Below are 23,819 nucleotides of genomic sequence, written 5' to 3'. Positions count from 1 at the left end.
GATGTAGCACCCGCACCGCTAGTACTCGCACTCTCAATGGACTTCGGCGACATCTTCATCCACCAGCTTTGGTTCAAGAGGCAAGCTGATTTTAAAGCAGGTCCCTTTACCAATCTCGCTTTCAACCACGATATTACCGCCCAAGATACCTGTCACCAGGTTATAGACAATATTGAGACCCAGACCACTCCCTCCCAAACCCAGACGAGTCGTAAAGAAGGGATCAAAAATGCGCCCCAGATTGCTTTCTGGTATGCCCTTGCCATTGTCGCGTACAGTTATTTCGACGAAATTCTCATCAAAAATACGCGCCGTGATACTGACCGTGCCACGATAATCGCCTTCAAAACCATGAATAAAAGCATTGTTGATCAAGTTGGTCATCACTTGCCCCAATGGTCCCGGATAGCTGTCCATCATCAGTTTCGGGGGAACGCCATGAACAACATCATGGCGGGTCTTGCGTATGGTAGGCCCCATGGTCAGGATCAGCTCAGACAACATTTCATCAAGCGCAAAGACACGGCGGTTGGCACTGGTTCTATCGACGGCCACCTGTTTGAAACTGATCACCAGTTCCGATGCCTTGCTCAGGTTACGCAAGAGTAGATCGGCACCAGTCTTGGCATTTCTCAGGTACTCCTCCAGTACCGAACGACGCAAGCCTTTTTCAAATTCAACCAGTACAGCATCGGTATGCTGTGCCAGGGTGCTGGCCACTGTAACGCTGGTGCCTATGGGCGTATTAAGCTCATGCGCGACACCCGCGACCAGGGAGCCCAGCGCCGCCATTTTTTCTGTCCTGAGTAACTCCCGCTGCGCACGCTGCAGGTTTTCCAGGACCACAGTCAATTCACTGTTAGCAGCTTCCAGCGCCTGGGTACGCTCAGAAACCCGTCTCTCCAGCGTGGTATTCATGTTGCGGATTTCCTGCTCATTCTGGCGTTTTTCGGTAATGTCTTCCTGCACCAGAATAATCAGGGGTTCATTACCGAGTCTGATCATGCGTCCCGACACCTGGCAGAGAATGACTTTTTCTTGCTTCCCACAAGTCAGCCAGGCTTCATAGTCGTGAATTTCACCATCGCGTTCTATGATGCGCAGTATCTCCGCGAAATCAGCTTCGTTGCGCCACAGCGCTTTCTGGGTTTCGTTGTCCCCGAGAATTTCATCATGTGACCAGTAGAATTGCCTGACCCAGGCATCATTGACATCGATCATGCTGTAGTGCTGGCTTTTGCGCAGTACCGTCATGGCGACGGGTGATGCCTGGAAAATACCAATGAACTTCTCTTCGGTCACCTTCAGTGCCTGCTCGGCGCGCAAACGCTCATTGAGTTCCTGTTGCAGGGTGATATTTTGCGCTTCGCGTTCCGTGATCAAACGTCCCAGGTTCAGGCGCATCTTGTCCAGGCCCTGTGCCAGATTACCTATTTCGTCCTGCCTAACCCATTCAAGTGGCTGATCCAGTTTGCCCCGCGCCAGCCGCCCGGTCGCCAACTGCAATTCCATGATGGGCCTGACGATCCGGCGTTCAAACAATAGCCAGATCAGGATAAAAGAAAACACGACCTGCACCAGCAAGGCCAGTCCCAGTTTAAGAAAGTCAGCCCATAATTCTTTTTCTATGTGCTCGGTAGTCAGCTCCAGCATGACGCTGCCTATGACCTTGGTTTCCAGCAGGATAGGGCGCTCTTCACGCAGGAATTTGGCACCCTCTTTCTTGAATTTGCTGCTGTGGGCAAAAATGGACTTGGATTCATCGAGCACTTCCACGCTGACCACTTCGGGGTTGCGCATGACGGCTTGTATGAATTGATTGGCGACCGCCTTGTCCAGCGTCCAGACCGGCACTGCCATGCCGCGCGACAGCATATCGGCATATTGCGACATGGGATTGCGTACACGCAGTTGCAATTCCCGCTCATACCTGTCCTGCACCAGGAAACGCCCCAGAACAATCGCGGGCAATACGATGCCAACTACAACGCCGATAATAAGAATTTGTCGGAGGGAGAGTGTACGCAATGGAATACCTGTTGTTTGCAGCGGTTACTTCGATTGTTGCTTACGCCACAATTGTATATTTGCCGCGATGAGTTTATTCATCACGTTTTGCTTGTCCAGCTTATAGACTGCCTTGGCAATACGGCCACGCATTTCTGGCGTATTGCAGGCTGACTTATGGGACAGGGTCAAATATAAATTTTCATTTGTGATCGGTGGCGTGACGGTTTTCAAGCCAGTGATATTCAGCTTGGCAACATAGGCCAGGCCCGGGTCTTCTTCATAAATCAGGTAATCAGCACGGGACAGGCTGAGCATCTTCAAGGCCTGCTCAAGGCTGGGCACCATGGATATCTTCAGAGACTCTTTGGCATAACGGTCAAAGTCTTCACCAAAGCTGTTGTTAATCACAGTAACCCCCTGCTTGCCCGTCAGGTCAGACCATTTCTTGTACGGCAGATTATAATTATTGCGAGTCCAGATGACCGTGCGTGTTTCACGAAAAGCCGGGTAGAAATAATCCATGTATTCCAGCCTCGGCAGGGTAAAAAATGCGCCTGCCAGCAAATCTACACGCCCCAGCTTGGCCTCTTCCTGTACACGGCCCCAAGGGCCTACATATTTAATGTCTATAGGTATGCCAATTTCTTTGGACAATAACTGCATCCACTCTGCATTTGCCCCAATCAGACGGTTTTCATCTTCAGGATCGCGCCACAGATAAGGTGGATATTCAGGGTTTCCAGTTGCCAAAAGGCTCTTGCATGACTCATTGGCATGCGCAGCTGAACTGAATGCTGCCATCAACAACAATGCCGCATAGCAGAACAACTGCCACTGGACATTATTTGAAGGACTGGCTTTGCATGTATCAAGCTTCATGGCACGACCTTCTCGGCAAGAACGTGAGGGGATGGATGCCTAAGTCTAACTGCTGGAATTGGGCTTGGCAAGAAAGTAGTTGTGAAGGAGGAACGGTTTCCAAAAAGAAAATAATTCCTCCAAATCCTGACTATAAGTGCAAGATTTTTACCACTTTGCAATCAGCCAGAATAAGGACTGCCCGGACACGGCAATCCTTTTCTATATGCTACGGAGTTTAGCGCCTGACGACAGAATTACCACTACTTCTGACTGCATCGCCAGACAACAATCCAGGGTCATGGTCAAAAGAATAGGTCTGCTTGTTGCCATTATCAAAAGCGACAGTCACATTCCATACCTTGGTGGTCTTCACTTTTTGTTCTATCTTGTGCCCGGCCAACGCACCACCGGCAGCACCGGCTATCGTGGCCAGATCACGGCCTGTACCGCCACCAACCTGGTTACCCAGCAAAGCACCGGCAACGCCGCCTGCGATCACACCAAGGGCACCGCCCTCACCTTCCTTATCCACAACGGCAACAGCAACAACCTTGCCGCAATCAGGGCAAACCGGTTCGTTCCTGGCATTGGCTGGCGCAGCTACAGGTCTGCTACTCATATTTTGTTTGGCAACAGCCAGCGCTGTATTGTATTCAGTCTTGGCGTCACGCAGACACTGCATTCTGGCTGAGGAACTGCCAGCATCAGCACACAGTCTTTTATCGTCATTGTACCTTTGCGTGGCGCGCTTGCTGTCTGCAGCGTATTGCTGTTTGGCCGTCATATTTTGTGCAAATGCACCCGTCACGGCAGTCAGCATCAGGCTGGCCAGGAACAATTTTTTATTCATTTAATACTCCTCAGTTAATCAAAGTTCAGTATCGCATTGCGAAACATACATACATTAACGGCCTGGACGAGAAATTGATGACTTAAATCACAATAGTTGACAGTTACATATTAGAACAGAACGAAAGAAATATCTCTGCAACATAAAAAAAACCCGCCGGACGGCGGGTTTCATTGGCAGGCCCAAGGGCCTTGCAATCATTTGAAATGAAAATCAGAGCCTTGCCTTGATCAGCTTGCCCAGTTTTTCTATACCCTCATTGATACGCTCTGGAGACACAGTCACGAAGGACAGGCGCAAGGTATTTTTTGCAGGATTGTTTGCATAGAAAGGGCCGCCTGGCACAAAAGCGACATTTTGCTGGATTGCTTCATCCAGCAATTGCTTGCTGTCCATGTGTTCTGGCAGGGTGACCCAGATGAACATGCCGCCTTCAGGCTTGGTCCACTGCACACCTTCAGGGAAATGCCTGCTCATGGCATCCAGCATGGCGTTACATTGTTTTGCGTAGAGTGTACGTATGGTCGGGATGTGTTCACTCAGGAAGCCATCCTTGATGACTTCATACACCACCATCTGTGTCAATTGGGCTGTATGCAAATCGGCTGCCTGCTTGGCTTGTTCGAGTTTGCGTATCAGCGGTGTAGGGCCAACCACATAACCGAGGCGTATGCCAGGTGTCAGCACCTTGGAGAAAGAACCCATGTAAATCACACCACCGGGGTTCATGTTCAGCATTTTTGGCAAAGGCTCGCCGCTATAGCACAGGTCACCATAAGGATTATCTTCGACCAGCGGGATGCCCATGCGGGCGCAGGTTTCTACCAACTCATAACGGCGCTCTACCGACAAGGTGCGTCCGGTAGGGTTCTGGAAGTTAGGCAAGGCATACATCAGGCGTGCGCCTGCGCCTTTGGCGGCGACAGAAGCGGGAATCAGGCCATGATCATCAGTATCCACCGATTCAAATTCGGGGCGATACACGGAAAAAGCCTGCAAGGCACCGAGGTAGCTTGGTGTTTCCACCAAAACCTTGCTGCCTTCATCAACCAGCACTTTACCCAGCAAATCCAGGCCTTGCTGAGAGCCGGATACCATCATGATCTGGTCAGGCAGGATTTTTGAATCATTGGTGGATAAAGAGTCGGCCAAAAATTCACGCAAAGGTGCATAACCATCGGTAGGACCGTATTGCAATGCTGACTTGCCCTGTTGCGACAATACCTTGTCAAAGGCGGCGCGCATGCGCTCTACCGGGAAAGTTTCTGGAGATGGCAAACCGCCAGCGAAAGAAATCACTTCAGGACGCATGGTCACTTTCAGAATTTCCCTGATCGCAGAACTCTGCAACTGTTCGGCGCGGTCAGAAAATTTCCACTCTATGGGGCTGGGATTCTCAAGTTTCATGCTGGTCTCACTATCTCTCGGTTAGGATTGCCATCTCGGGCAAGCTTATTGTTTTATAAAATCAGGCGATCTCGACGATCATTTCAATCTCTACGCAAGCACCCAAAGGGATTTGGGCCACGCCAAAGGCTGAACGTGCATGCTTGCCTTGCTCACCAAAGATTTCGCCTATGAGTTCAGAAGCACCATTCGTCACCAGATGTTGCTCGATAAAATCAGGTGTGGAATTAACCAGGCTCATCAGTTTGACGATACGTTTGACACGGTTCAAATCGCCGCCACAAGCAGCTTGCAAAGTGGCGATCAGATCAATCGCGACTGCGCGTGCTGCCAGTTTGCCCTCTTCAGTAGAAATATTCTTACCCAGTTGGCCTACCCATGGCTTGCCATCTTTTTTGGCAATATGACCAGACAGGAATACGGTATTACCAGTTTGTGCATACATGACGTAGGCAGCAGCAGGTGTCGCCACGGCAGGCAATTCGATATTTAATGCTTGAAGCTTTTCGTAAAATGACATGTCTATTTTCCAGGAAAAAGCGCAGCAGCCCTCACTGATGCACTAGAGATAATTAAATTTTTATTATTATTTCTGCAATTTTCAAAAATTTGCAGAGTCAAAACCTTAAGACTGGCAGATGCTGTTTGCATCAATTACAAATTCAAGCAAAAATACCAGTCCTCTATTGTAAGCCTGCACTGATGCGATTAACACCCCCTGCTGCACTGCTTGTGACAGATTAAATTTGGTCACTCCAGGAGATTTCCCAGCTTCACCGTTGAATATTCATGCGCCGTCCCAGTGCAACGACAATGATCACAGCCAGCGCAAAAAAGATTTCACGGCCAGTCAACACTTCACCCAATATCACAGCAGCACCCAGCAAACTCAAAAATGGTTGCAGCAATTGCACCTGGCCGACGCGGGCAATACCACCTATAGCCAGGGCTTTGTACCAAAAGAAAAAGCCTATGAACATGGAAAACACTGACACATAGGCAAACCCCGCCCAGGCGCGGCCAGACGCCTGTACCCCATAATGCCAGCCAAGCCAGGTAGTAACGGGCAATAAAACTGGTAGCGCCAGCAGCAAAGCCCAGGAGATTACCTGTTGCCCGCCCATGCTTTGCGACAAGCGCCCTCCTTCGGCATAACCCATGGCAGCAGCGATCACTGCGATGAATAAAGCCAGATCGGCAAACTGGAATGAGCCACCACCCTGCATCAGGGCAAAGACGATGACCAGGCCACTGCCGAGTACGGCCATCACCCAAAAACCAGGCGACGGCTTTTCATTAAAGCGCAATGCTGCAAACAAGGCAGTTGCCAGAGGCAAGATACCCAGTACGATGGCCCCATGAGTAGCAGGCACATAAGCCATGGCAACAGAGCTGAACAAGGGGAAACCGACCACCACGCCCAGAGAAGTAATCAGTAAGGGTTTGATTTGCTCACGTTGTGGCAGTCTGGCACCCTGCATCCATAACAAGACGCCCGAGCAGCATGCTGCGACCACTGCCCGTCCCAGTGCAACAAAAACGGGATTGAGTTCCGCCACTGCCATGCGGGTAAATGGCAGTGTCAGACTGAAAATCATGACACCAACCAGCCCAAGGGCCATACCCTTGTTTTCTTGTATCGGCATGACAGACCTGCCTGTTTTAATTTGCGTGTCCGTTGTCATTGTGAACTCACCAGCATAGGATAAAGCGACAAGACCAGCAGCAAGGCCATACCATAATTAAAGATACGCAGATTACGCTCCACCTTCAGTAAATGCCTGACTTTGGCGCCAAACAATGCCCATAAGCCTACGCTGGGCAAATTGATGACTGCAAAAACACCAGCCGCCAGGGCAACGATCCAGAAACCGCTGGTTGCGGGGATATAGGTACTGAAGGCACCAAGCGCCATGACCCAGGCCTTGGGATTGATCCATTGAAAAGCGGCCGCACTCAAGAAACTCATGGGGCCAGTTTTATGTGCACCGTCTTGCGCCCTGCTTTCTATAGGCCCGGCATTGGCAATATTCCAGGCCAGGTAAAGCAGATATGCAGCTCCAGCCCATTTCAGCACGACATATAACCAGGGGAAAAGCGCAAACAGGCCAGCCAGACCCACACCGACTGCCAGTACCAGCACCATGAAACCTATGCTGATGCCCAGCATGTGCGGCAAGGTGGCACGGAAACCAAAGTTGACACCAGAAGCCAGCAACATCAGGTTATTCGGGCCGGGTGTAATCGAAGACACCAGCGCAAACAGGGCAAAGGCCATGAGGGTATCAATTGCCATATTGCTCTCCACGTCGGTCAAGACTGAAATTCTGTCGTCCATCCATGTTGTTTCTCCCTTTTTTGCTTTAGTGTTGTGCTATCCTAAACGCAAAAACCGATACAGTACCAATACACTGCAAGCGATAATATTCATACTGTAATGGTCAACTATCCATTACAGGATACAGTCCGGAGACATGCAATGCTGACACCAACCTTTTTTATCTCGCGCGATTCTGGCGGCTCACTGGTAGAGCAAATCGTCAATGCCGTGGCCAATCGCATCGACGACAAATTGCTGCGCACAGGTGCACGCATGCCATCGATACGCCAGTTTGCCGACGAACAGGAAGTATCGCGTTTTACGGTGGTTGAAGCCTATGACAGGCTGGTCGCCAAGGGTTATCTGGAGTCGCGCCGGGGAGCAGGATTTTTTGTGCGCGAACGAGCGTCAATGCTCAACAATGTCCCAACCACAGCACAAATCGCCCCGATCACCCAAAACCTCGATGTGGTGTGGCTGGTACGCAATATGTTTCGCCAATTGCCACCGCAGAAAATGCCGGGCTCAGGTGTTCTGCCACATGACTGGCTCGACGGTGAACTGGTGGCGAATGGCTTACGCTCCATCAGCAGGCTGAACCAGAACCTCTTGCTGCACTATGGCACCCAGCAAGGTTTTTTGCCGCTACGCCAGCAATTGCAGTTGAAATTGGCGGAACTGGAAATTGCCGCCTCACCTGAACAACTCGTCATGACCAGCGGTGTGACGCAGGCACTGGATCTGGTGGCACGTGAATTCACCCAGCCCGGCGACACCATTTTTGTCGATGACCCGGCGTGGTTTTTGATGTTTGGCTCTTTCGCTATCCTGGGTACCAAGGTGATAGGCATACCACGCCTGCATGACGGCCCGGACGTGGCCAAACTGGCTGAACTGGCAGCAGTGCACAAACCAAAGCTGTATATCATCAACTCGGTCTTGCATAATCCGACCTCGACTTCGCTGTCTGCAGCCAAGGCATTCCAGGTCTTGAAAGCGGCAGAAGAACATGACTTCATGATCGTTGAAGATGATGTGTATTGCGACATGCACCCGGGCCCTGCCGTGCAGGCAGCCACCCGCATTGCTGCGCTGGATCAGTTGAACCGGGTGATCTATCTTGGTGGTTTTTCCAAATCGCTGGCAGCCAATTTGCGGGTAGGCTTTATCGCGACATCACCTGAACTGGCGATACGCCTGGCCGATCGTAAGATGCTGTCTACTCTGACGACCACAGAAATTGGCGAGCGCGTGGTGTATAAAATCCTGTCTGAGGGACATTACCGCAAGCATGTCGATCGCATAAGGGTAAAGCTTGACGGGGTGCGCGATGACATCACCAAACGTCTTGAGCAAATGGGCATGAAGGTCGATTACCGCACGCCCGCCGGCATGTTCCTGTGGACAGAGACGGGCTGTGACACCAACAAGCTGACCGAGAAAGCCATGGAACAGGGTTACTTGCTGGCACCTGGCAGTTTATTCTCACCGAGCCAGCTCCCCTCCACCAAGATGCGCATCAACATAGCGGCAATGTCTGACCCTGGTGTCTGGGAGTTCTTGAAACGTGAAATCAAATAATTGCTGCAATACTTAATACAACCTAGTGCAGGCTGGCATTGGCCAGCTTGACGCCAAACCAGACAAACATGCTGCCCACTCCACTCGACAAACTGGCAGACAGGCGGCGACGCTTGCTGAAATTGCGTGCCAGACGAGAGCCCAGGAAAATCAATACCGACAGATAAGTGGTACTGAACACCATCACGATGCTACTGAGTATCAGGAAGGGAATTGCCGGTGTCGGATAATTCGGGTTGATGAATTGCACGAAGAACGACAGCAAGAACAGGATAGCCTTGGGATTCAGCAAACTGATCACCAGCGCACGCTTGAACGGGTTTTGCATATTTACAGCTGTCGCCTGCGTTTCTGCCACCGTCACTGTCTTGTTACGCCATTTTTGTATGGCAGCCCAGATCAGATTGACGCCCACCCAGGCCAGATAAGCTGCGCCCGCATATTTCACCACCATGAACAAGGCCGGGTAAGTGCGCAAGATACTCGCTGCACCCAAAGCTGTCAGCAGCAGCAAAATACTGTCACCGACAAAAATACCCGCTGCCCCCTTATAGCCTTCACGCACGCCGCGTGTGGTAGCAACTGCCAATACATATAAAGAATTGGGGCCAGGCAGCAAGACTATGCCCAGCGCGCCTAATACATAGGTCCATAAATCGGTGACGCCGTAAAACTCCATTTTCCACATCCTCAAAATTACAGATTAATCTTCGTTGCTTGCTTTGCCATATGCAGCACATTTATACAGGCACGAGATTAACATTTTGCGGTACTTCCTGCTCGCGTGTGCCAGTGCCCTCACCCGCACGGCGCAGCAGGCTCAATGCAGTATCCCCTTCACGCAAGGTAGCAGTACGGACAGTGGCTGTGACTTTCATTTCCTTGCCAGAGACGGAAATCGGCATGGCGACGACCGTGGCACGGGCACGGTCAGCAATTTTGACAGCGTCCTCGGCGGAGGCCTCAGGCAAAAGCACAAAAAACTCTTCACCACTGAAACGGGCAACACAATCATAAGCACGCATCGCCCGTTTTACACGGCGGCTGACTTCGACCAGGATCACATCGCCGACCTGTGGCCCGTGCGTATCGTTGATATGCTTGAAGTCACTCAAATCAAGTACCAGCATGGACAATTGCTTGCCCAGGCGCTGGTGACGCTGCAGCTCAGAGTCGGAGATGCGCATGAATTCTTTCCAGTTGGCGACGCCGGTGACAGGGTCAGTATTTGCCTGTCTTTCCAGCTCATGCTCGGCACTCAAGAGCTTGCGCCTGTACCTGTGCACATAGGCAGCAATGGCGTGGCCGGTAATGGCTACCGCAGGCATGATCAGCAAAACACTGGCTGCCTGTGAAAAAGTGCCGGATTGTTTATACAACAACAGCAAACAGGAAGCTGCGACAAACAGGAACAGCGGTATGCGCAATATGTTCAAAGCCAAAGGCAGGGAAATAAATGCCATCAGCACCAGCCAGGCATCGACCATGTAATGGCCCAGATAATCGCGTGGCAAACAGATATTGCTGATGAATTGTATCGACAACACCAGAACTATCCAGTGCATGGCATAGCGGTCCAGCCTGGGCACATTCTCTTCCATGCCGTATTGCTTGATCAGCCACAGGGAATAAGAGAATCCGGCGAGCCGCATCAGCAGCAAGACAGCCAGAGAAATATCAAACTCATGGAAGAGTACATCGACCAGTGCCAGCGGCAAAAAAGCCCACAGCATGATGCGGACAACACGGCGGACTTGCGCCCTGTCTTGTTTGGTGTAATGAGAGCGGTAATTTTCCTCGCTGACGTCTTTATAATTCGTTTGCATTTTTGCACCGTTTTATTTTTCAGCTGCACCTGGCTTTGCCAGTCTGGAGCCTGGTCAGGCAGTTCAATTTTGATCAAAAGTGCATATCTATGCTACATTCTCACTCTGAACTTTTTCAATTCAGTCCTAACGGAACCAGTCAGACTAATTATATGCCCCACTTGTACCTGCAAGATGTTAAAGATTGCATAGGCGACACATCAGTGTCAGGCATGTCTGCATCTATACAAATACAAGACTTCCACTCAGACTGTTGTTGTTGAGTCTGCAAGCTGCGCGCAGCAAGGAATGCCCTTGCCTGTCCGCCCATGTCGAAAAAATACCCGCTTTCACGATCTACTACATTCACACTTAGCTATTTTCACAACAAATGGACATACTTCTCTACGATAACTGGGAACGCCGCCTGCGCCCCTTCAGCCCCTTGAACAAAGACTGGGTGGGCCTGTACTGCTGCGGACCTACCGTGTATGACTATGCCCATATCGGCAACCTGCGTACTTATCTGTTTGAAGATCTGCTGCGCCGCGCCCTGGAATGGAATGGCTATACCGTGCGCCATGTCATCAATATCACCGATGTTGGCCATCTGGTGTCTGATGGTGATGATGGTGAAGACAAGATGGAAAAAGGTAGCCGCAAGGCCGGTGAATCAGCATGGCAGATTGCCGACCGTTTCACTGCCGCCTTCAAGGATGATTTGCAAAAACTGCATATCCTCGAACCAGCCATCTGGTGCAAGGCCACTGACCATATCGCAGAGCAAATTGATTTCATCGCTGCCATAGAAAAAAATGGCTACACCTACCGCACCAGCGATGGCATTTATTTTGATACCAGCAAGCAGGATGACTACGGTTTCCTGGCGCGTATCAAGCGTGATGCGATCAAGGCCGGCAGCCGTGTTGAACTCGGTGAGAAACTGCATGCGACTGATTTCGCGCTGTGGAAATTCAGCCCGCCAGATGAGCACCGTCAAATGGAATGGGATAGCCCATGGGGCCGTGGCTTCCCAGGCTGGCATATAGAATGCTCGGCCATGTCAGCCAAATACCTGACCCCCTGGTTTGATATCCATTGCGGTGGTGAAGACCATATCGCCATCCACCATAGCAATGAGATCGCGCAAAACCAGGCTTGCCATGGCACCCGCCTGGCCAACTTCTGGATGCATGGGTATTTCCTGCAAATCGATTCTGGCAAGATGTCCAAATCGACGGGTGAATTCCTGCGCCTGCAAACTTTGCTGGATCAGAATATTGACCCGCTGGCATATCGCTACCTGTGCCTGACTGCGCATTACCGCAGCCAGATGCAGTTCAGCTTTGAAGCTCTGCTGTCCGCACAAACAGCCTTGCAACGCCTGCGCGAGACTTACCATGCATGGCCGGCAGGTGGCAATGTCAGTGCAGAATACCGCGAAAAATTCACCACCTTCATCAATGAAGACCTGAACGTACCGCGCGCCCTTGCACTGGTATGGGAAATGCTGAAAGCTGATTTGTCTGATGCCGACAAAAAAGCCACGCTGACAGAATTCGACAAGGTATTTGGCCTGGGTCTGGCGCAATGGCAACCGGTTGTGCTGGCTATCCCGGCAGAAGTGCAAAGTCTGGCGGAACAACGCCAGGCTGCACGCAAGTCCAAGAACTGGGCCGAGGCAGACCGTTTGCGAAGCGAATTGCATGCGCTGGGCTATGAAGTGGAAGACAAGGCCGAAGGCATGCAAATCAAAAAGCTGTAATCAATTATCGTATTGAGTAACGCAAGATTAATCAGGACAACTCAGGGGAAACTATGGTTTCCCCTGTTTTCTTTTAAAAGGATTGCCATGCAAAGCATCAAGCTGTTCAACAAAATGACTGTCATCGCAAGCATGATGATAGTGCCCGGCCTCAGCCTGGCGGGTACTTACACAGAAGGTAAGGATGTTCCCGCAGATTTGCGCCCCTTCATCACAGCCAATACCAAATTGCTGGCCTTTGTCAGTGCAGATCTGAATGGCGACGACAAGGCTGATTACGTCTTCATCCTCGAAAAACAAAAGAAAAACGCTGCAGATGAAGATATGGAGCAAGGACAGCGTCCCCTGCATATCGCCATACGTCAGGCCGATGGTAAATTAAAGCTGGTCAAGACCAATGAAAAAATTGTGCTGTGCTCAACTTGTGGCGGCATGATGGGCGACCCATTTGCAGACCTGACAGCCAGCAAGAAAAGTTTCACCGTATCCCACTACGGCGGCAGTGCCTGGCGCTGGGCAAATGAATATCAATTCAATTACTCGCGCAAGGACGATACATGGCAGTTGGTGAAAGTGTCTGAATCATCCTTCCATACAAGTGACCCGGAAAAAGCCAAGGAAAAAAATTATACGCCCCCAAAACATTTTGGCAAAATCGACATCGCTGATTTTGATCCGGAAACATTCAAGGGTGTAGGCGCCAAATAATAAGCAAGTAATAAGCAAATATTAAGAAAAAAAACGGGAGATGTTTTCTCCCATTTTTTCATAAACTCTTTTCAAACTGCAGACGTATCGTGGCACTACCCGGTGTTACTGAGCTACGTGATTTGCGCCCATACTGATCGCTGAATTGAGAAGACTGCAGCACATCCTGATGCAGGAGATTGCTGACAGACAGGCGCAGTTGCGTCTTGCGCAGTTGCATCTTGTCTCCCAGCTTCCATAAACCATACACATCAAGATTGCGACTGACGCCCGTATAGTTGCGCAGACCAGGCGTGACCTGCACATTGCCGCCTGTCTGCAGATTGAAATTAAAGCCAAATGACTGCTGCTCACTGCGCTTGTAATCCATGCCCAGATTGGCCGTCAATGGTACCTGATCGGTAAGACGATTATCCGGCCCTGGTATTGCATCCAGCCTGGACCAGTTGCGTGCGGCATTCAGACGTACTTCCAGCGGCACTGAGGCTGGCAGCAAATCCTGCAGGCTAAATTTGGTATCAAATTCCAGCCCCATCACTCTGGCCTTACCGTTATTAAAAGGTGTCGTAATCCATACGCCATTTCTTTCATACAGGTTTTGCACCGTCACGTCCTGCACCCGCTTGACATAGGCGGACAGGCTGAACATGCTGTTTTTAGAAAAATAGGATTCATACGCCAGGTCGGCACCCAGGCCAGCTCTGGCAAGAGTTGCGGGTTGCCCTGGAAGTCAGGATTGTTCGGGCCATTATCATTGTTTGCCGTATAGCGACGGGGTACCAGGCTACGCGTGGTGGGGGCTTTGTAGGTACGGGACAAGGCAAAACGCAATTGGTCTTTTTCTTGTTCAGGCAATTTCCATAATAATTGCATGACCGGGCTCCATACGCTGGACCTGGTTTGCACGGGTACCATCAGCCTGCCTGTGGTTTCTGTATTCAAACCTTCCCAGCGCAAACCCAGGTAAGCTTGCAGGCGGTTAGTCACGTCCCATTCATCCTGGGCAAACACGGCTACGCGGCGTACATTGGCTTTGTAGTCTTCAAATAGTGTATCTATCTTTGTATCATGCGGCTGCAGGTCATACTGCGAACGGGTCTCGCTGCGTTGCGTGTGAGTGAAATCCCAACCCAGTGCAAGACTATGGTCATCACGAAAGCGGCTCAGGTATTTGCCGCTGCTGCTGACACTGCTGTCTATGGCGTTCGACACAACATGGCGGTTGAAAGCTTGGTTCTTCGCCAGGGGATAGCCATAGAAGTTATAGTCAGTCTCGCGCTTGTTGTAGTTCAGGCCCAGCTTCGCATTCAGTTTGCTGTCTGCATCTATCCTGTGCGCCCAGCTCAAGTCTGAGCGTAACAAACCTGTATGTGAAGAGGCGCGATAATTATTATCAGGGTATTGACTGGCATCTTCCGGTGCCGCTGTTTCATGATCATGCCCCCAATTCACGTTGCGGTAAAAATCAATCAGGCTCTGCCAGCTCAGCGTGTCGCCATTGTCCAGGCTCCAGTTCAGACGGGGTGTTAGCGCCAGACGCCAAAAGTCAGCCAGATTCTTTTGCTGTATTGATCTCAGTACCCTGGATTTGCCGTCAGGGCTCACTATGCTCTCGGTGACTGCGGGGAATTTTCATAACCGGTTTTTGATACAGTGCCAGTGACGGAGTAAGAGAAACCTGCATGCTTGTCGGCCAGTTCCAGGGACAATGTGGGATTCCAGTTATGTTCACTATGCGCGATTGCAGCCTTGAACTCTTTTCTGGCACTGTCCGCAGCTTTTTTGAGGATGATGTTGATGCTACCTGCCACCGCCTGGGCGCTGAATTCTGCCGTCGTGGTGCGCAGGATTTCCACGCGCTCTATCAACGTAGGATCAATGCTGTCTATGGAAAATCCCGGTGCCACCGGGTCGCCATTCAATAATATCTGCGTATAGCCTGCACCCAGGCCACGCATGCGCAATTCATTGCCTACGACAGAAATGCCAGGCTGGCGTTTTAACACCGCAGACAATTGCGTATCGCCATATTGCATCAGCTCAGCGGCATTGACGACGATTTTTGCGGCAGTATCATTCTTTCTTTGCGCTGTTGCCCCGGGCCCGCCCACCTCAACGGTTTGTATCGTATCTGCATTCTTCGTGGTTTCAACTTTGACCTCGCTTTTGACTACGTCAGCAGCTCGCAATGCGGCACTACACATAAGTAGCGAGGCTCCGATACTGGCTATTCCGGTTTGCATGCATGCCTGGCGCACAAAGCCAGGCGATAGGAATTTATTTTTTAAAGCGAACTTGGACATGTGATGGCAGAATTTTAGCGAGACAGTGAGCTGCCGCGCAAGGCGGGCAGGATTTCCAGAATTGAACAACAGGATGGATTTTAAGGAGGGCAAGACTCAGACAATACAGGCTTGTGATAAAAGCCCGAAATCAGGGGATAGCAGAAATTATTTTGCGGCTGACAACCCCGCCTTCAGGTCTTTTAGATAGTCGTCGAGTATACGTGCGATGCTGCCATCATTTTTCATGGCCAGCAAAGTCGCACTAATGATTTTTGAATTCGCACTCGCAGCGAACTCTGGCCGCACACGCATGACATGTGAGCCATAAGAAATAACCAGGCCGGGGCCTAATAAATTTGCCGAGGCATTCTTTTCTGCCGCCGCCAGGATAGCAGGCTGACTGCCAACGATACCCGAGATACGCCCAGCTTCCAGCATGCGCATGCCATTCTCCAGGGTATTGATTTCTACCTTCCTGACGCGCTCATCCTGGCCAAACGTGCCATAACTGAGCCTGCGCATCATGCCTATGCCTTTTTCCATGGACAGGGCAATCAGGTCATCATAATTTCTGAGTACAGCCCCGCGCGGCGCAATCACCATAATCGGAAACTGGGTAACCTCGCTCAACAGGACACCTTCCTGCTCACTGAAATTTTCTGCCTGGGAAATACTGTAAGCCTCTTTATCTGCTGGGAACATCACCACATGGCGGGCGCTGGGCACCACCACAAGCTCCAGCGGGACGCCGGATCTCCTGCGCAATTCATTGGCTATGCGCACATTGATGCCGTCATAAGTACCCTTGGCATCTTTGGCGAAAGCAAAAGGAGCGACCTCAGTCAGATAGAGATTAGCCGCTTTCAAGAAAGGCGCATACCCGCAAAGGAAAATGAAACAGAGCACACCCGCTACTTTAAGCAACATTACGGCTACTCCATGTCCATGAAAAGTTCAGAGATACAGGTACTGCTACAGTGAAGTCTAGTGAAATTTTGCAAAAAATACAAACATTCATGCTGGAAGGCAAGCACCACCCGGGCTGCCATGTCTTTTAAACAATCATCTTGAAATCTGTCAAAGCGACCTCACCTTCCATCTGCTCAAGCAATGTTGCAAACAATGTTACAAAAACAGCAGCAGGCAAGCAATTGCCAATACTACTAAAGAAATCTTTGAGGGAAACCATGTCAGAAAAACAAACCCTGGGCTTTCAGGCCGAAGTCAAACAACTTTTGCAGTTGATGATTCACTCCTTGTATTCAAACAAGGAAATCTTTTTGCGTGAACTGATCTCGAATGCTTCTGATGCATCAGACAAACTGCGTTTTGAAGCCATTAATAATGCCAGCCTGTTTGAAAACGATCCTGAGTTGCAAATACAGGTCAGTTTCAACAAGGAAGCACGCACCATCACCATTGCCGACAATGGCATAGGGATGAGCAAGGCCGATGCGATAGAACACCTGGGCACGATCGCCAAATCCGGCACCAAGGAATTCTTTGGCAAGCTGTCTGGCGACCAGCAAAAAGACGCCGCCATGATAGGCCAGTTTGGTGTTGGTTTTTACTCCGGCTTTATCGTTGCCGACCGCATCACCGTAGAAAGCCGCCGCGCCGGTCTGCCTGCAGACCAGGCTGTACGCTGGGAATCCGAAGGTGCAGGTGACTTTAGCGTCGAAGACATCGTCAAGGAAGGCCGCGGCACCAGCATCACCCTGCACCTGCGTGAAGGCGAAGACGAGTTCCTGTCTGCGTGGAAACTCAAATCCGTGATCCGTACTTATTCCGACCATATCTCTCTGCCTATCAAGATGCAGAAAGAAGAATGGGACGAAGAGAAGAAAGAACAGGTTCTGAAAGACGAACTGGAAACCATCAACCAGGCCAGTGCCTTGTGGGCACGCAGCAAGTCTGACATCACGCCTGAGCAATATGATGAGTTCTACAAACACGTGTCGCATGACTACACCGCACCGCTGACCCACACGCATAACCGTGTTGAAGGCCGCAGCGAATATACACAATTGCTGTACATCCCATCACGCGCACCGTTTGACATGTGGGACCGCAATAAACGTGGTGGCATCAAGCTCTACGTCAAACGCGTATTCATCATGGATGATGCGGAACAACTGATGCCGGTCTATCTGCGCTTTGTCAAAGGTGTCATTGATTCGAATGACCTGCCTTTGAACGTCTCACGCGAAATCCTGCAGGAAAGCCGCGACATCAAGGCGATACGCGAAGGCTCGACCAAGCGCGTGCTGGGCATGCTGGAAGACCTGGCAAATGCGGATGGCGATGATGCTCAAGCAAAGAAAGACAAGTACGCGACTTTCTGGAAAGAATTTGGCCAGGTCCTGAAAGAAGGCGTGGGTGAAGATCATGCCAACAAGGAACGTATCGCCAAATTGCTGCGCTTTGCATCTACCCACAATGATAGCGATGCACAAAATGTCTCACTGGCAGATTACCTGAGCCGCGCCAAAGAAGGCCAGGACAAGATTTACTATCTCACGGCAGAAAGCTATGCCACTGCCAAGAACAGCCCACACCTGGAAATTTTCCGCAAGAAAGGTGTAGAGGTTTTGCTGCTGACTGACCGCGTTGATGAATGGATGCTGTCCTTCCTGAATGATTTCGAAGGCAAGGAACTGGCATCCGTCGCCAAAGGTGGCCTGGATCTGGGCCAGCTGGAAGATGAAGCAGAAAAGAAACAACACGAAGAAACCCAGACCGAGTTCAAAGACCTGGTCGAGAAGATGAAAACAGCCCTGGCAGACAAAGCCAAAGATGTGCGAGTGACTTTCCGTCTCACAGATTCACCAGCCTGCCTGGTCGCAGATGAGCATGATCTGTCTGGTAACCTGGCGCGCATGCTGAAGGCTGCAGGTCAGGCTGCACCAGAGTCCAAGCCTATACTGGAAGTCAACCCTGATCATCCTCTGGTACAGAAACTCAAGTATGAAGTCAACAAGTTCGACGACTGGTCACACCTGCTGTTTGACCAGGCCTTGCTGGCTGAAGGTGGCAACCTCAGCGACCCAAGTGCATTTGTAAAACGTCTCAATGAGATGTTGCTGAGCAAGTAGTAAGTATCTCTACAGCACAAAAAACGGACTCATATTGAGTCCGTTTTTTTATGCATCGTGTTCAACGTGAAGGGAAAATCTTGTCACGCTGCTGCTTCGCGAACCAGTCACGCAGCATTTGCTCTTCATAGCGGAAGGCAGAATTACCGGTAGCCAGACCGGATCTCATCAGAAAATTCATGTCCTTGATATTTTCTGTACCCGAAGCAATGCTCTTGCCTTTTTCGTCCTTCAGATCAAAAGTCAAAGTCATGCGTGGCCAATACAAATCCTTGATGATCCGTATATCACCAACGGTGTTACGGTAAAACGGGCGTACGTCGCCAGCCAGATCAACATCAGTGACTGTGATATCCCACTGATACGCATCGGGCAGTTTTTTTGCCAGGTCGGCAAATATTTGATCAAACTCCTTGATCATGCGTTCCTGGAAGCCTGACTTGGATTCATTGCCTGGGCGAATATCCGTATATTTCTCCGGCTCCTGCCAGGTCACTTTCACTTCGCCAGCCTGTACCTGTGTCGCCATCGCCATTGCCAGCAATATTGCACTTGTCATCAATTTCATCACTCCACCTCCTGTCCCATTCTACTGCAAATTAAATTGAAGCTTTTGTCATGCTTCAAGAATAGCCCAGCAAGACGTAAACAGCCAGACAGCTTTGTCATCAGTTATCATGAAATTTGTCACAAAGTTTTTCCATGCAAACGGCACCGGCCAATTACAGCTTTATGAAGGCACCAGAATCGAACCCACTTGCGCAAGCCCCTGTATTGCTGGGCTTCCCTCCTGTCATCAATGAGCACACCCATACCCTGATACTGGGAAGTTTCCCTGGCGCTGCTTCACTCACGGCAACGCAATATTATGCCTACAGGCAAAACCAGTTCTGGCGACTGGTATCAGCCTCTCTGGCAACAGACCTGGTCACACTTGATTACGAACAGCGCCTGCAAACTTTGCTGGCGCATGGCATAGGTTTATGGGATGTATTTCATTCCTGCGTGCGTGCAGGCAGCCTTGACTCAGCCATACGCGAGGGCAAACTCAATGACTTCAGCGGCTTGCGGCCAACACATCCGCATTTACGCAAGCTTTGCTTCAATGGCCAGACCGCAGGAAAAATGGCGACTTACTTCCAGCAACAGGGGTACCAGACGCTGATACTACCCTCATCCTCCCCCGCCCACGCAACACGCAGTTTTGCAGACAAATTACTCGACTGGCAGGCCGGACTGCAGCCTGCACCTGGCTGAAGATATCAGGTTATCAGAGCATGCAAACCTTGATGTGCTAAGCGCCTTGCTTGTTTGCCGCATCAGCGACAGGAGGCTTCTGCTTTTTCATTTCACCGGCATTTTTTAACAGCTCGTCAGCAACCGGACTGGCGCTCTTCAGACGCTGGTCTTTGCTGGCCTTGTAGGTATTACTTGTATGGACAAAATAAGTATCCTGCTGCCTGGCGGCTGATGGCGGCTTGTCACCCTCCGGTTTATTGCCTGTCGTGCTCAGCTTGACGGTATAGTACTCATCAGTGGCATTCTGCAGGAAACTGAGCTTGCCGGTATTTTCCCAGCATGCCTGCATCATTGGGCCCTGTTCTTCCACATCATCGGTACAGGCGCCACTATTGCTTTCGCCCATGTTCAATTCCAGCGCGATGACGGGTTTGGCGTCGCTCAAGGACACGATGAAGGCATAGTCATTGGTATAGCCCTGATGCATGTCTCCACCTTCAAACAAGAGACCAAACTTGTCCTTGCCAAGGCGGATCAGGTTGGCCATAGGTGCCATGCCATTTGCGCCATAGGCTGCGACTTCTTTCTTGCCCTTTTCGAACAGCCATTGCTTGCCGTTAAAGGCGAATATATACACAGAGACGACTGGAGCGGTCGCATGGCTTTGTTCCACAACACCGTCAAGAATTTGCTGACGCTGCACGACCAGTACGGCCTTCTTTTTACCAGCCTCGGTATAGGTGTCCGCCAGAAGGGCTGTGGCCAGGGTATCGGCCTGCCCCATATCCCAGGCTGCAGTATTTTTTTCAGGGAGCAAGACCCCGTGATGCTTTTCGTTATATGTGCCAAAAATCGCCAGCATGGCAGTATCGGCATTGAAAACCTCTGGCTTGGCAGGATCAAGGGGTTCACGGCCAAACAGGAAAAAAGCGGACAGGCCGAGCAAGGCGACAAAAATGAAGGCAGCAGCGGCTGTTTTTTTATATTTCATGTGGAAAACGGGGAAATAAATGAAAGTATGTGTCAATTTGGGCAAGGTGGGATTTTACCTCAGAGGCATCTTTCATAGCCATACTGACAATATAGTTTCCACAAGCGAAGCATCAGGCAAGTGCGCGCAAGTATAATTGCGTAAAAGTAACTCCTCCCTCAAGTTTTTCCGTCAAAATTCATTACAACTTGTATGGAAAATGTAAATTTGCTTTCGACACACACTATGAAGGTTAAAATAAGCGGATGCTGATCAAACGAAAATCCATAGAAGCCGAGGCCAATCACCGCTCTGGCCCCACCGCTGCTGCCCCGAAGAAGGTCAACCGCAAACCCAAATTTGCTCCTGTCACCTTATCCGAAATGGATGGGGTACGATTCCTGCATTTCGGTACCGAATGGGTGCAAGGTGCTATGCGCCTGCGAAAGCCCGACGCCATAGAACTCGAATACGCGCAACAGATGATGGCCTGGATGCTGTTCATCGATACGCCACAACAACTGGTGCAACTGGGACTGGGCACCGGTGCACTGACCAAGTTCTGTTACCGTCATTTCGAAGATGCCGCAGTCACCACGGTAGAACTTAATCCGTCTGTTATCGCCATTTGCGAAAGCATGTTCAAATTACCTGCCAATGACGAGCGCCTGCAAGTGCTGGAAATGGACGCCATGGACTTTGTCAATGATGACAATAATCATGGCCATATCGATGCCATGCAGGTGGATTTATATGATGCTACTGCCCGTGGCCCGGTACTCGACAGCGCTGAGTTTTATCAGGCCTGTGCAAATTGCCTGAAGGACGATGGCATATTGACAGTCAACCTGTTTGGCGACCACCCCAGCTATGCACGCAACCTCAAAGCCATGCGCTTTGCATTTGACACTGTGCTATGCCTGCCAGAAGTCCACGATGGCAATGTGGTTGCCCTGGCGTTCAAACGCAAGCCCGAATTGAATTTCCCTGAGTTGTACGAAAAAGCGGAACAGATCAAGGCGAGCACCAAATTGCCTGCAAAATCCTGGGTCAATGGGCTCAAGGCAGCCTGCGATCCCAAATAATGTCAAAATAATTTGATGAAAACGGTCACCAAGCATGAATAAACCAGCACACCGCAGCCTGAACCTGCAACAAATTTTTACCTGGCTGATGGCCGATGGCATCATCCCCAAGGAAGAAGCCAAGACCCAGTTCCACGCGACCCAGGGTTTGTTGAAAAACGGTCCGGCCAGCATGCATCCCCTGACTGCCGTTGCACAGGCCAGATTGCATTCGGCCATTTCACCGCATATTTTGCTGACGCTGGACTGGCTGACGGAATGGGCAGCCGCCAAGGTAAATTTACCTTTTTACCGCATTGATCCCCTGAAGATAGATTTCACCAGCGTATCCGATGTCATGTCGGCCTCTTATGCGACCCGCTTTAACATTCTGCCTGTGGAATCCACGGGAAATGTCATTGTCGTTGCGACTTCAGAGCCATTCAATACCGAATGGCAGGATGAAATACTGAAATTCAGCCGCAAGGAGATTCGCCTGGTGGTGGCGAACCCGCTGGAAATTTCGCAATACATCGTCCAGTTTTTCTCACTGGCCAAATCCATCAAGGATGCGCGCAAGTCAAACAAGAATGATGCCAACCTGCGTCAGAACTTTGAGCAACTGATAGAGATAGGCAAGACCAATAAGCAGGTCGATGCGAATGACCAGCACATCGTCAATATCGTCGATTGGCTGTGGCAATTTGCCTTTGATCAGCGCGCCTCGGATATCCATCTCGAGCCCAAACGCGATATTTCCGTCATCCGTTTCCGTATCGACGGTGTCTTGCACCAGGTATATCAGGTACCAGCCACTATCATGATCGCCATGACAGCCCGTATCAAATTGCTGGGCCGCATGGACGTTATCGAAAAACGTCGTCCGCAGGATGGTCGTATCAAGACCCGTACCAGTGAAGGCCAGGAGGTGGAACTGCGTTTATCCACCCTGCCTACGGTGTTCGGCGAAAAAATGGTCATGCGTATTTTTGATCCTGAAGTTGTGGTCAAGACCCTGCCCGAACTCGGTTTCCCCATCAATGATGCAAAACGCTGGGATCACCTGACCAGCAAGCCACATGGCATCATCCTGGTGACCGGGCCTACCGGTTCCGGTAAAACCACGACCCTGTACACCACCCTTAAAGCGCTGGCGACACCAGACGTGAATGTCTGTACCGTAGAAGACCCTATCGAGATGGTGGAAGGCTCGTTCAACCAGATGCAGGTGCAATCTGCGATAGACCTGAGTTTTGCCGATGGCATACGTGCCCTCATGCGTCAGGATCCTGACATCATCATGGTCGGTGAGATACGCGATTTGCCAACTGCCGAGATGGCCATACAGGCCGCACTGACAGGTCATTTGGTCTTATCCACCCTGCATACCAATGACGCGCCTTCAGCCATCATGCGTCTGCTGGAACTTGGTGTGCCTTATTATTTATTGGAAGCAACCATCATAGGCATCCTGGCCCAGCGCCTGGTCAGAACCCTGTGCATCCACTGCAAATCTCCCGAAGGTGAACTGCAGGATGCTGTCTGGGACACCCTCACTGAGGGCTGGGGCATCAGCAAACCCGAGAAAATCTATAAACCCGTCGGCTGCCCGGAATGCCGCCAGACCGGTTTCATGGGACGTACAGGCTTGTATGAATTGCTGACAGTCACCCTGCCTTTCAGCAAACTGATCACTGAGAATGCCGATATCCATGCCCTGCGTGCCCAAAGCATCAAGGATGAGATGAAACCCTTGCGCATTGCAGGCGCATATAAGATCATCGAAGGTGTTACCACGGCAGATGAGGTTCTGAAAGTCACTTCATCACTGATCTAGCTTAGTTTTCTGGGAAGGCGGG

22 protein-coding genes are annotated in these 23,819 nt (G+C 50.7%); 7 read left to right on the top strand and 15 right to left on the bottom strand.

Going from position 1 to position 23,819, the window contains the following annotated elements:
* Positions 1–33: 33 nt before the first annotated feature.
* The 7 genes from UNDYM_RS06725 to UNDYM_RS06695 form a co-directional block, all read right to left on the bottom strand.
* Positions 34–1,971, bottom strand: coding sequence for an ATP-binding protein (locus UNDYM_RS06725; protein ID WP_162040358.1), 1,938 nt, complete (start codon positions 1,969–1,971; stop codon positions 34–36).
* Between the two features lie 81 nt (positions 1,972–2,052).
* Positions 2,053–2,889 (bottom strand): ABC transporter substrate-binding protein, encoded by an 837-nt coding sequence (locus tag UNDYM_RS06720; protein WP_162040357.1) that lies wholly within the window; start codon positions 2,887–2,889, stop codon positions 2,053–2,055.
* Between the two features lie 217 nt (positions 2,890–3,106).
* Entirely contained in the window at positions 3,107–3,721 is a 615-nt protein-coding gene (locus UNDYM_RS06715; RefSeq protein ID WP_162040356.1) for a glycine zipper 2TM domain-containing protein, read from the bottom strand.
* 213 nt (positions 3,722–3,934) lie between these two features.
* Entirely contained in the window at positions 3,935–5,128 is a 1,194-nt protein-coding gene (locus UNDYM_RS06710) for a PLP-dependent aminotransferase family protein (protein WP_162040355.1), read from the bottom strand.
* Between the two features lie 61 nt (positions 5,129–5,189).
* Positions 5,190–5,648 (bottom strand): RidA family protein, encoded by a 459-nt coding sequence (locus UNDYM_RS06705; RefSeq protein ID WP_162040354.1) that lies wholly within the window; start codon positions 5,646–5,648, stop codon positions 5,190–5,192.
* Between the two features lie 253 nt (positions 5,649–5,901).
* Positions 5,902–6,774 carry a DMT family transporter gene (locus tag UNDYM_RS06700; RefSeq protein ID WP_232063772.1) on the bottom strand — a complete coding sequence of 291 codons (873 nt, stop codon included), beginning with the start codon at positions 6,772–6,774 and terminating at the stop codon, positions 5,902–5,904.
* 35 nt (positions 6,775–6,809) lie between these two features.
* On the bottom strand, positions 6,810–7,424 hold the full coding sequence (locus UNDYM_RS06695; protein ID WP_162044491.1) for a LysE family translocator: 615 nt from the start codon (positions 7,422–7,424) through the stop codon (positions 6,810–6,812).
* Between the two features lie 183 nt (positions 7,425–7,607).
* Here UNDYM_RS06695 and UNDYM_RS06690 point away from each other — a divergent pair, with 183 nt between their 5' ends.
* The gene (locus UNDYM_RS06690; protein WP_232063771.1) at positions 7,608–9,029 is read left to right on the top strand and encodes a PLP-dependent aminotransferase family protein; all 1,422 of its coding nucleotides are present in this window, start codon (positions 7,608–7,610) and stop codon (positions 9,027–9,029) included.
* A 22-nt stretch (positions 9,030–9,051) separates the two neighbouring features.
* On the opposite strand, the gene leuE is transcribed toward UNDYM_RS06690, so the two are convergent.
* Complete coding sequence (gene leuE / locus UNDYM_RS06685; RefSeq protein WP_162040352.1) at positions 9,052–9,708, bottom strand: leucine efflux protein LeuE; 657 nt, start codon at positions 9,706–9,708, stop codon at positions 9,052–9,054.
* 61 nt (positions 9,709–9,769) lie between these two features.
* The gene (locus UNDYM_RS06680; protein WP_162040351.1) at positions 9,770–10,855 is read right to left on the bottom strand and encodes a GGDEF domain-containing protein; all 1,086 of its coding nucleotides are present in this window, start codon (positions 10,853–10,855) and stop codon (positions 9,770–9,772) included.
* A gap of 370 nt (positions 10,856–11,225) precedes the next feature.
* Here UNDYM_RS06680 and cysS point away from each other — a divergent pair, with 370 nt between their 5' ends.
* Complete coding sequence (gene cysS / locus UNDYM_RS06675; protein WP_162040350.1) at positions 11,226–12,599, top strand: cysteine--tRNA ligase; 1,374 nt, start codon at positions 11,226–11,228, stop codon at positions 12,597–12,599.
* 87 nt (positions 12,600–12,686) lie between these two features.
* A complete protein-coding gene (locus UNDYM_RS06670; protein WP_197740986.1) occupies positions 12,687–13,307 on the top strand; it encodes a hypothetical protein in 621 nt (206 codons plus the stop codon).
* Between the two features lie 58 nt (positions 13,308–13,365).
* On the opposite strand, the gene UNDYM_RS31060 is transcribed toward UNDYM_RS06670, so the two are convergent.
* The 4 genes from UNDYM_RS31060 to UNDYM_RS06660 all read right to left on the bottom strand — a co-directional run bounded on the left by UNDYM_RS31060 (position 13,366) and on the right by UNDYM_RS06660 (position 16,519).
* Positions 13,366–13,956, bottom strand: a complete 591-nt coding sequence (locus UNDYM_RS31060; protein WP_255456536.1) for a TonB-dependent receptor domain-containing protein — start codon at positions 13,954–13,956, stop codon at positions 13,366–13,368.
* Entirely contained in the window at positions 13,914–14,912 is a 999-nt protein-coding gene (locus tag UNDYM_RS31055; protein WP_255456535.1) for a TonB-dependent siderophore receptor, read from the bottom strand. The genes UNDYM_RS31060 and UNDYM_RS31055 overlap by 43 nt, the downstream gene beginning before the upstream one ends.
* Entirely contained in the window at positions 14,912–15,511 is a 600-nt protein-coding gene (locus UNDYM_RS30525; RefSeq protein ID WP_232063770.1) for a TonB-dependent siderophore receptor, read from the bottom strand. The genes UNDYM_RS31055 and UNDYM_RS30525 overlap by 1 nt, the downstream gene beginning before the upstream one ends.
* 246 nt (positions 15,512–15,757) lie before the next feature.
* Positions 15,758–16,519 (bottom strand): transporter substrate-binding domain-containing protein, encoded by a 762-nt coding sequence (locus UNDYM_RS06660; RefSeq protein ID WP_162040349.1) that lies wholly within the window; start codon positions 16,517–16,519, stop codon positions 15,758–15,760.
* Positions 16,520–16,779: 260 nt separating this feature from the next.
* Between UNDYM_RS06660 and htpG the strand changes: the two genes are divergently transcribed.
* Positions 16,780–18,687, top strand: a complete 1,908-nt coding sequence (htpG, locus tag UNDYM_RS06655; protein WP_162040348.1) for a molecular chaperone HtpG — start codon at positions 16,780–16,782, stop codon at positions 18,685–18,687.
* Positions 18,688–18,748: 61 nt separating this feature from the next.
* Here htpG and UNDYM_RS06650 read toward each other — a convergent pair whose 3' ends face one another.
* Positions 18,749–19,255, bottom strand: a complete 507-nt coding sequence (locus tag UNDYM_RS06650; RefSeq protein WP_162040347.1) for a DUF3016 domain-containing protein — start codon at positions 19,253–19,255, stop codon at positions 18,749–18,751.
* A gap of 164 nt (positions 19,256–19,419) precedes the next feature.
* Between UNDYM_RS06650 and UNDYM_RS06645 the strand changes: the two genes are divergently transcribed.
* Entirely contained in the window at positions 19,420–19,944 is a 525-nt protein-coding gene (locus UNDYM_RS06645; protein WP_162044489.1) for a DNA-deoxyinosine glycosylase, read from the top strand.
* Positions 19,945–19,981: 37 nt separating this feature from the next.
* Here UNDYM_RS06645 and UNDYM_RS06640 read toward each other — a convergent pair whose 3' ends face one another.
* Positions 19,982–20,917, bottom strand: coding sequence for a hypothetical protein (locus tag UNDYM_RS06640; protein WP_162040346.1), 936 nt, complete (start codon positions 20,915–20,917; stop codon positions 19,982–19,984).
* 245 nt (positions 20,918–21,162) lie between these two features.
* On the opposite strand from UNDYM_RS06640, the gene UNDYM_RS06635 reads away from it, so the two are divergent.
* Positions 21,163–21,981, top strand: a complete 819-nt coding sequence (locus UNDYM_RS06635) for a methyltransferase domain-containing protein (RefSeq protein ID WP_162040345.1) — start codon at positions 21,163–21,165, stop codon at positions 21,979–21,981.
* 34 nt (positions 21,982–22,015) lie between these two features.
* The gene (locus tag UNDYM_RS06630) at positions 22,016–23,797 is read left to right on the top strand and encodes a GspE/PulE family protein (protein ID WP_162040344.1); all 1,782 of its coding nucleotides are present in this window, start codon (positions 22,016–22,018) and stop codon (positions 23,795–23,797) included.
* The last annotated feature ends 22 nt before the right edge of the window (positions 23,798–23,819 follow it).

The organism is Undibacterium sp. YM2 (assembly GCF_009937975.1).
GTDB lineage: Bacteria > Pseudomonadota > Gammaproteobacteria > Burkholderiales > Burkholderiaceae_D > Undibacterium.
Note: the sequence above shows the minus strand (reverse complement) of the source record. Positions and strands in the feature narration are given on the sequence as shown.

Excerpts from the sequence above, each read along its gene's own strand:
- UNDYM_RS06720 (WP_162040357.1), bottom strand. The coding sequence starts at position 2,889 with ATGAAGCTTGATACATGCAAAGCCAGTCCTTCAAATAATGTCCAGTGG.
- UNDYM_RS06715 (WP_162040356.1), bottom strand. The coding sequence starts at position 3,721 with ATGAATAAAAAATTGTTCCTGGCCAGCCTGATGCTGACTGCCGTGACG.
- UNDYM_RS06710 (WP_162040355.1), bottom strand. The coding sequence starts at position 5,128 with ATGAAACTTGAGAATCCCAGCCCCATAGAGTGGAAATTTTCTGACCGC.
- UNDYM_RS06705 (WP_162040354.1), bottom strand. The coding sequence starts at position 5,648 with ATGTCATTTTACGAAAAGCTTCAAGCATTAAATATCGAATTGCCTGCC.
- UNDYM_RS06700 (WP_232063772.1), bottom strand. The coding sequence starts at position 6,774 with ATGCCGATACAAGAAAACAAGGGTATGGCCCTTGGGCTGGTTGGTGTC.
- UNDYM_RS06695 (WP_162044491.1), bottom strand. The coding sequence starts at position 7,424 with ATGGCAATTGATACCCTCATGGCCTTTGCCCTGTTTGCGCTGGTGTCT.
- UNDYM_RS06690 (WP_232063771.1), top strand. The coding sequence starts at position 7,608 with ATGCTGACACCAACCTTTTTTATCTCGCGCGATTCTGGCGGCTCACTG.
- leuE (WP_162040352.1), bottom strand. The coding sequence starts at position 9,708 with ATGGAGTTTTACGGCGTCACCGATTTATGGACCTATGTATTAGGCGCG.
- UNDYM_RS06680 (WP_162040351.1), bottom strand. The coding sequence starts at position 10,855 with ATGCAAACGAATTATAAAGACGTCAGCGAGGAAAATTACCGCTCTCAT.
- cysS (WP_162040350.1), top strand. The coding sequence starts at position 11,226 with ATGGACATACTTCTCTACGATAACTGGGAACGCCGCCTGCGCCCCTTC.
- UNDYM_RS06670 (WP_197740986.1), top strand. The coding sequence starts at position 12,687 with ATGCAAAGCATCAAGCTGTTCAACAAAATGACTGTCATCGCAAGCATG.
- UNDYM_RS31060 (WP_255456536.1), bottom strand. The coding sequence starts at position 13,956 with ATGTTCAGCCTGTCCGCCTATGTCAAGCGGGTGCAGGACGTGACGGTG.
- UNDYM_RS30525 (WP_232063770.1), bottom strand. The coding sequence starts at position 15,511 with ATGTGTAGTGCCGCATTGCGAGCTGCTGACGTAGTCAAAAGCGAGGTC.
- UNDYM_RS06660 (WP_162040349.1), bottom strand. The coding sequence starts at position 16,519 with ATGTTGCTTAAAGTAGCGGGTGTGCTCTGTTTCATTTTCCTTTGCGGG.
- htpG (WP_162040348.1), top strand. The coding sequence starts at position 16,780 with ATGTCAGAAAAACAAACCCTGGGCTTTCAGGCCGAAGTCAAACAACTT.
- UNDYM_RS06650 (WP_162040347.1), bottom strand. The coding sequence starts at position 19,255 with ATGAAATTGATGACAAGTGCAATATTGCTGGCAATGGCGATGGCGACA.
- UNDYM_RS06645 (WP_162044489.1), top strand. The coding sequence starts at position 19,420 with ATGAAGGCACCAGAATCGAACCCACTTGCGCAAGCCCCTGTATTGCTG.
- UNDYM_RS06640 (WP_162040346.1), bottom strand. The coding sequence starts at position 20,917 with ATGAAATATAAAAAAACAGCCGCTGCTGCCTTCATTTTTGTCGCCTTG.
- UNDYM_RS06635 (WP_162040345.1), top strand. The coding sequence starts at position 21,163 with ATGCTGATCAAACGAAAATCCATAGAAGCCGAGGCCAATCACCGCTCT.
- UNDYM_RS06630 (WP_162040344.1), top strand. The coding sequence starts at position 22,016 with ATGAATAAACCAGCACACCGCAGCCTGAACCTGCAACAAATTTTTACC.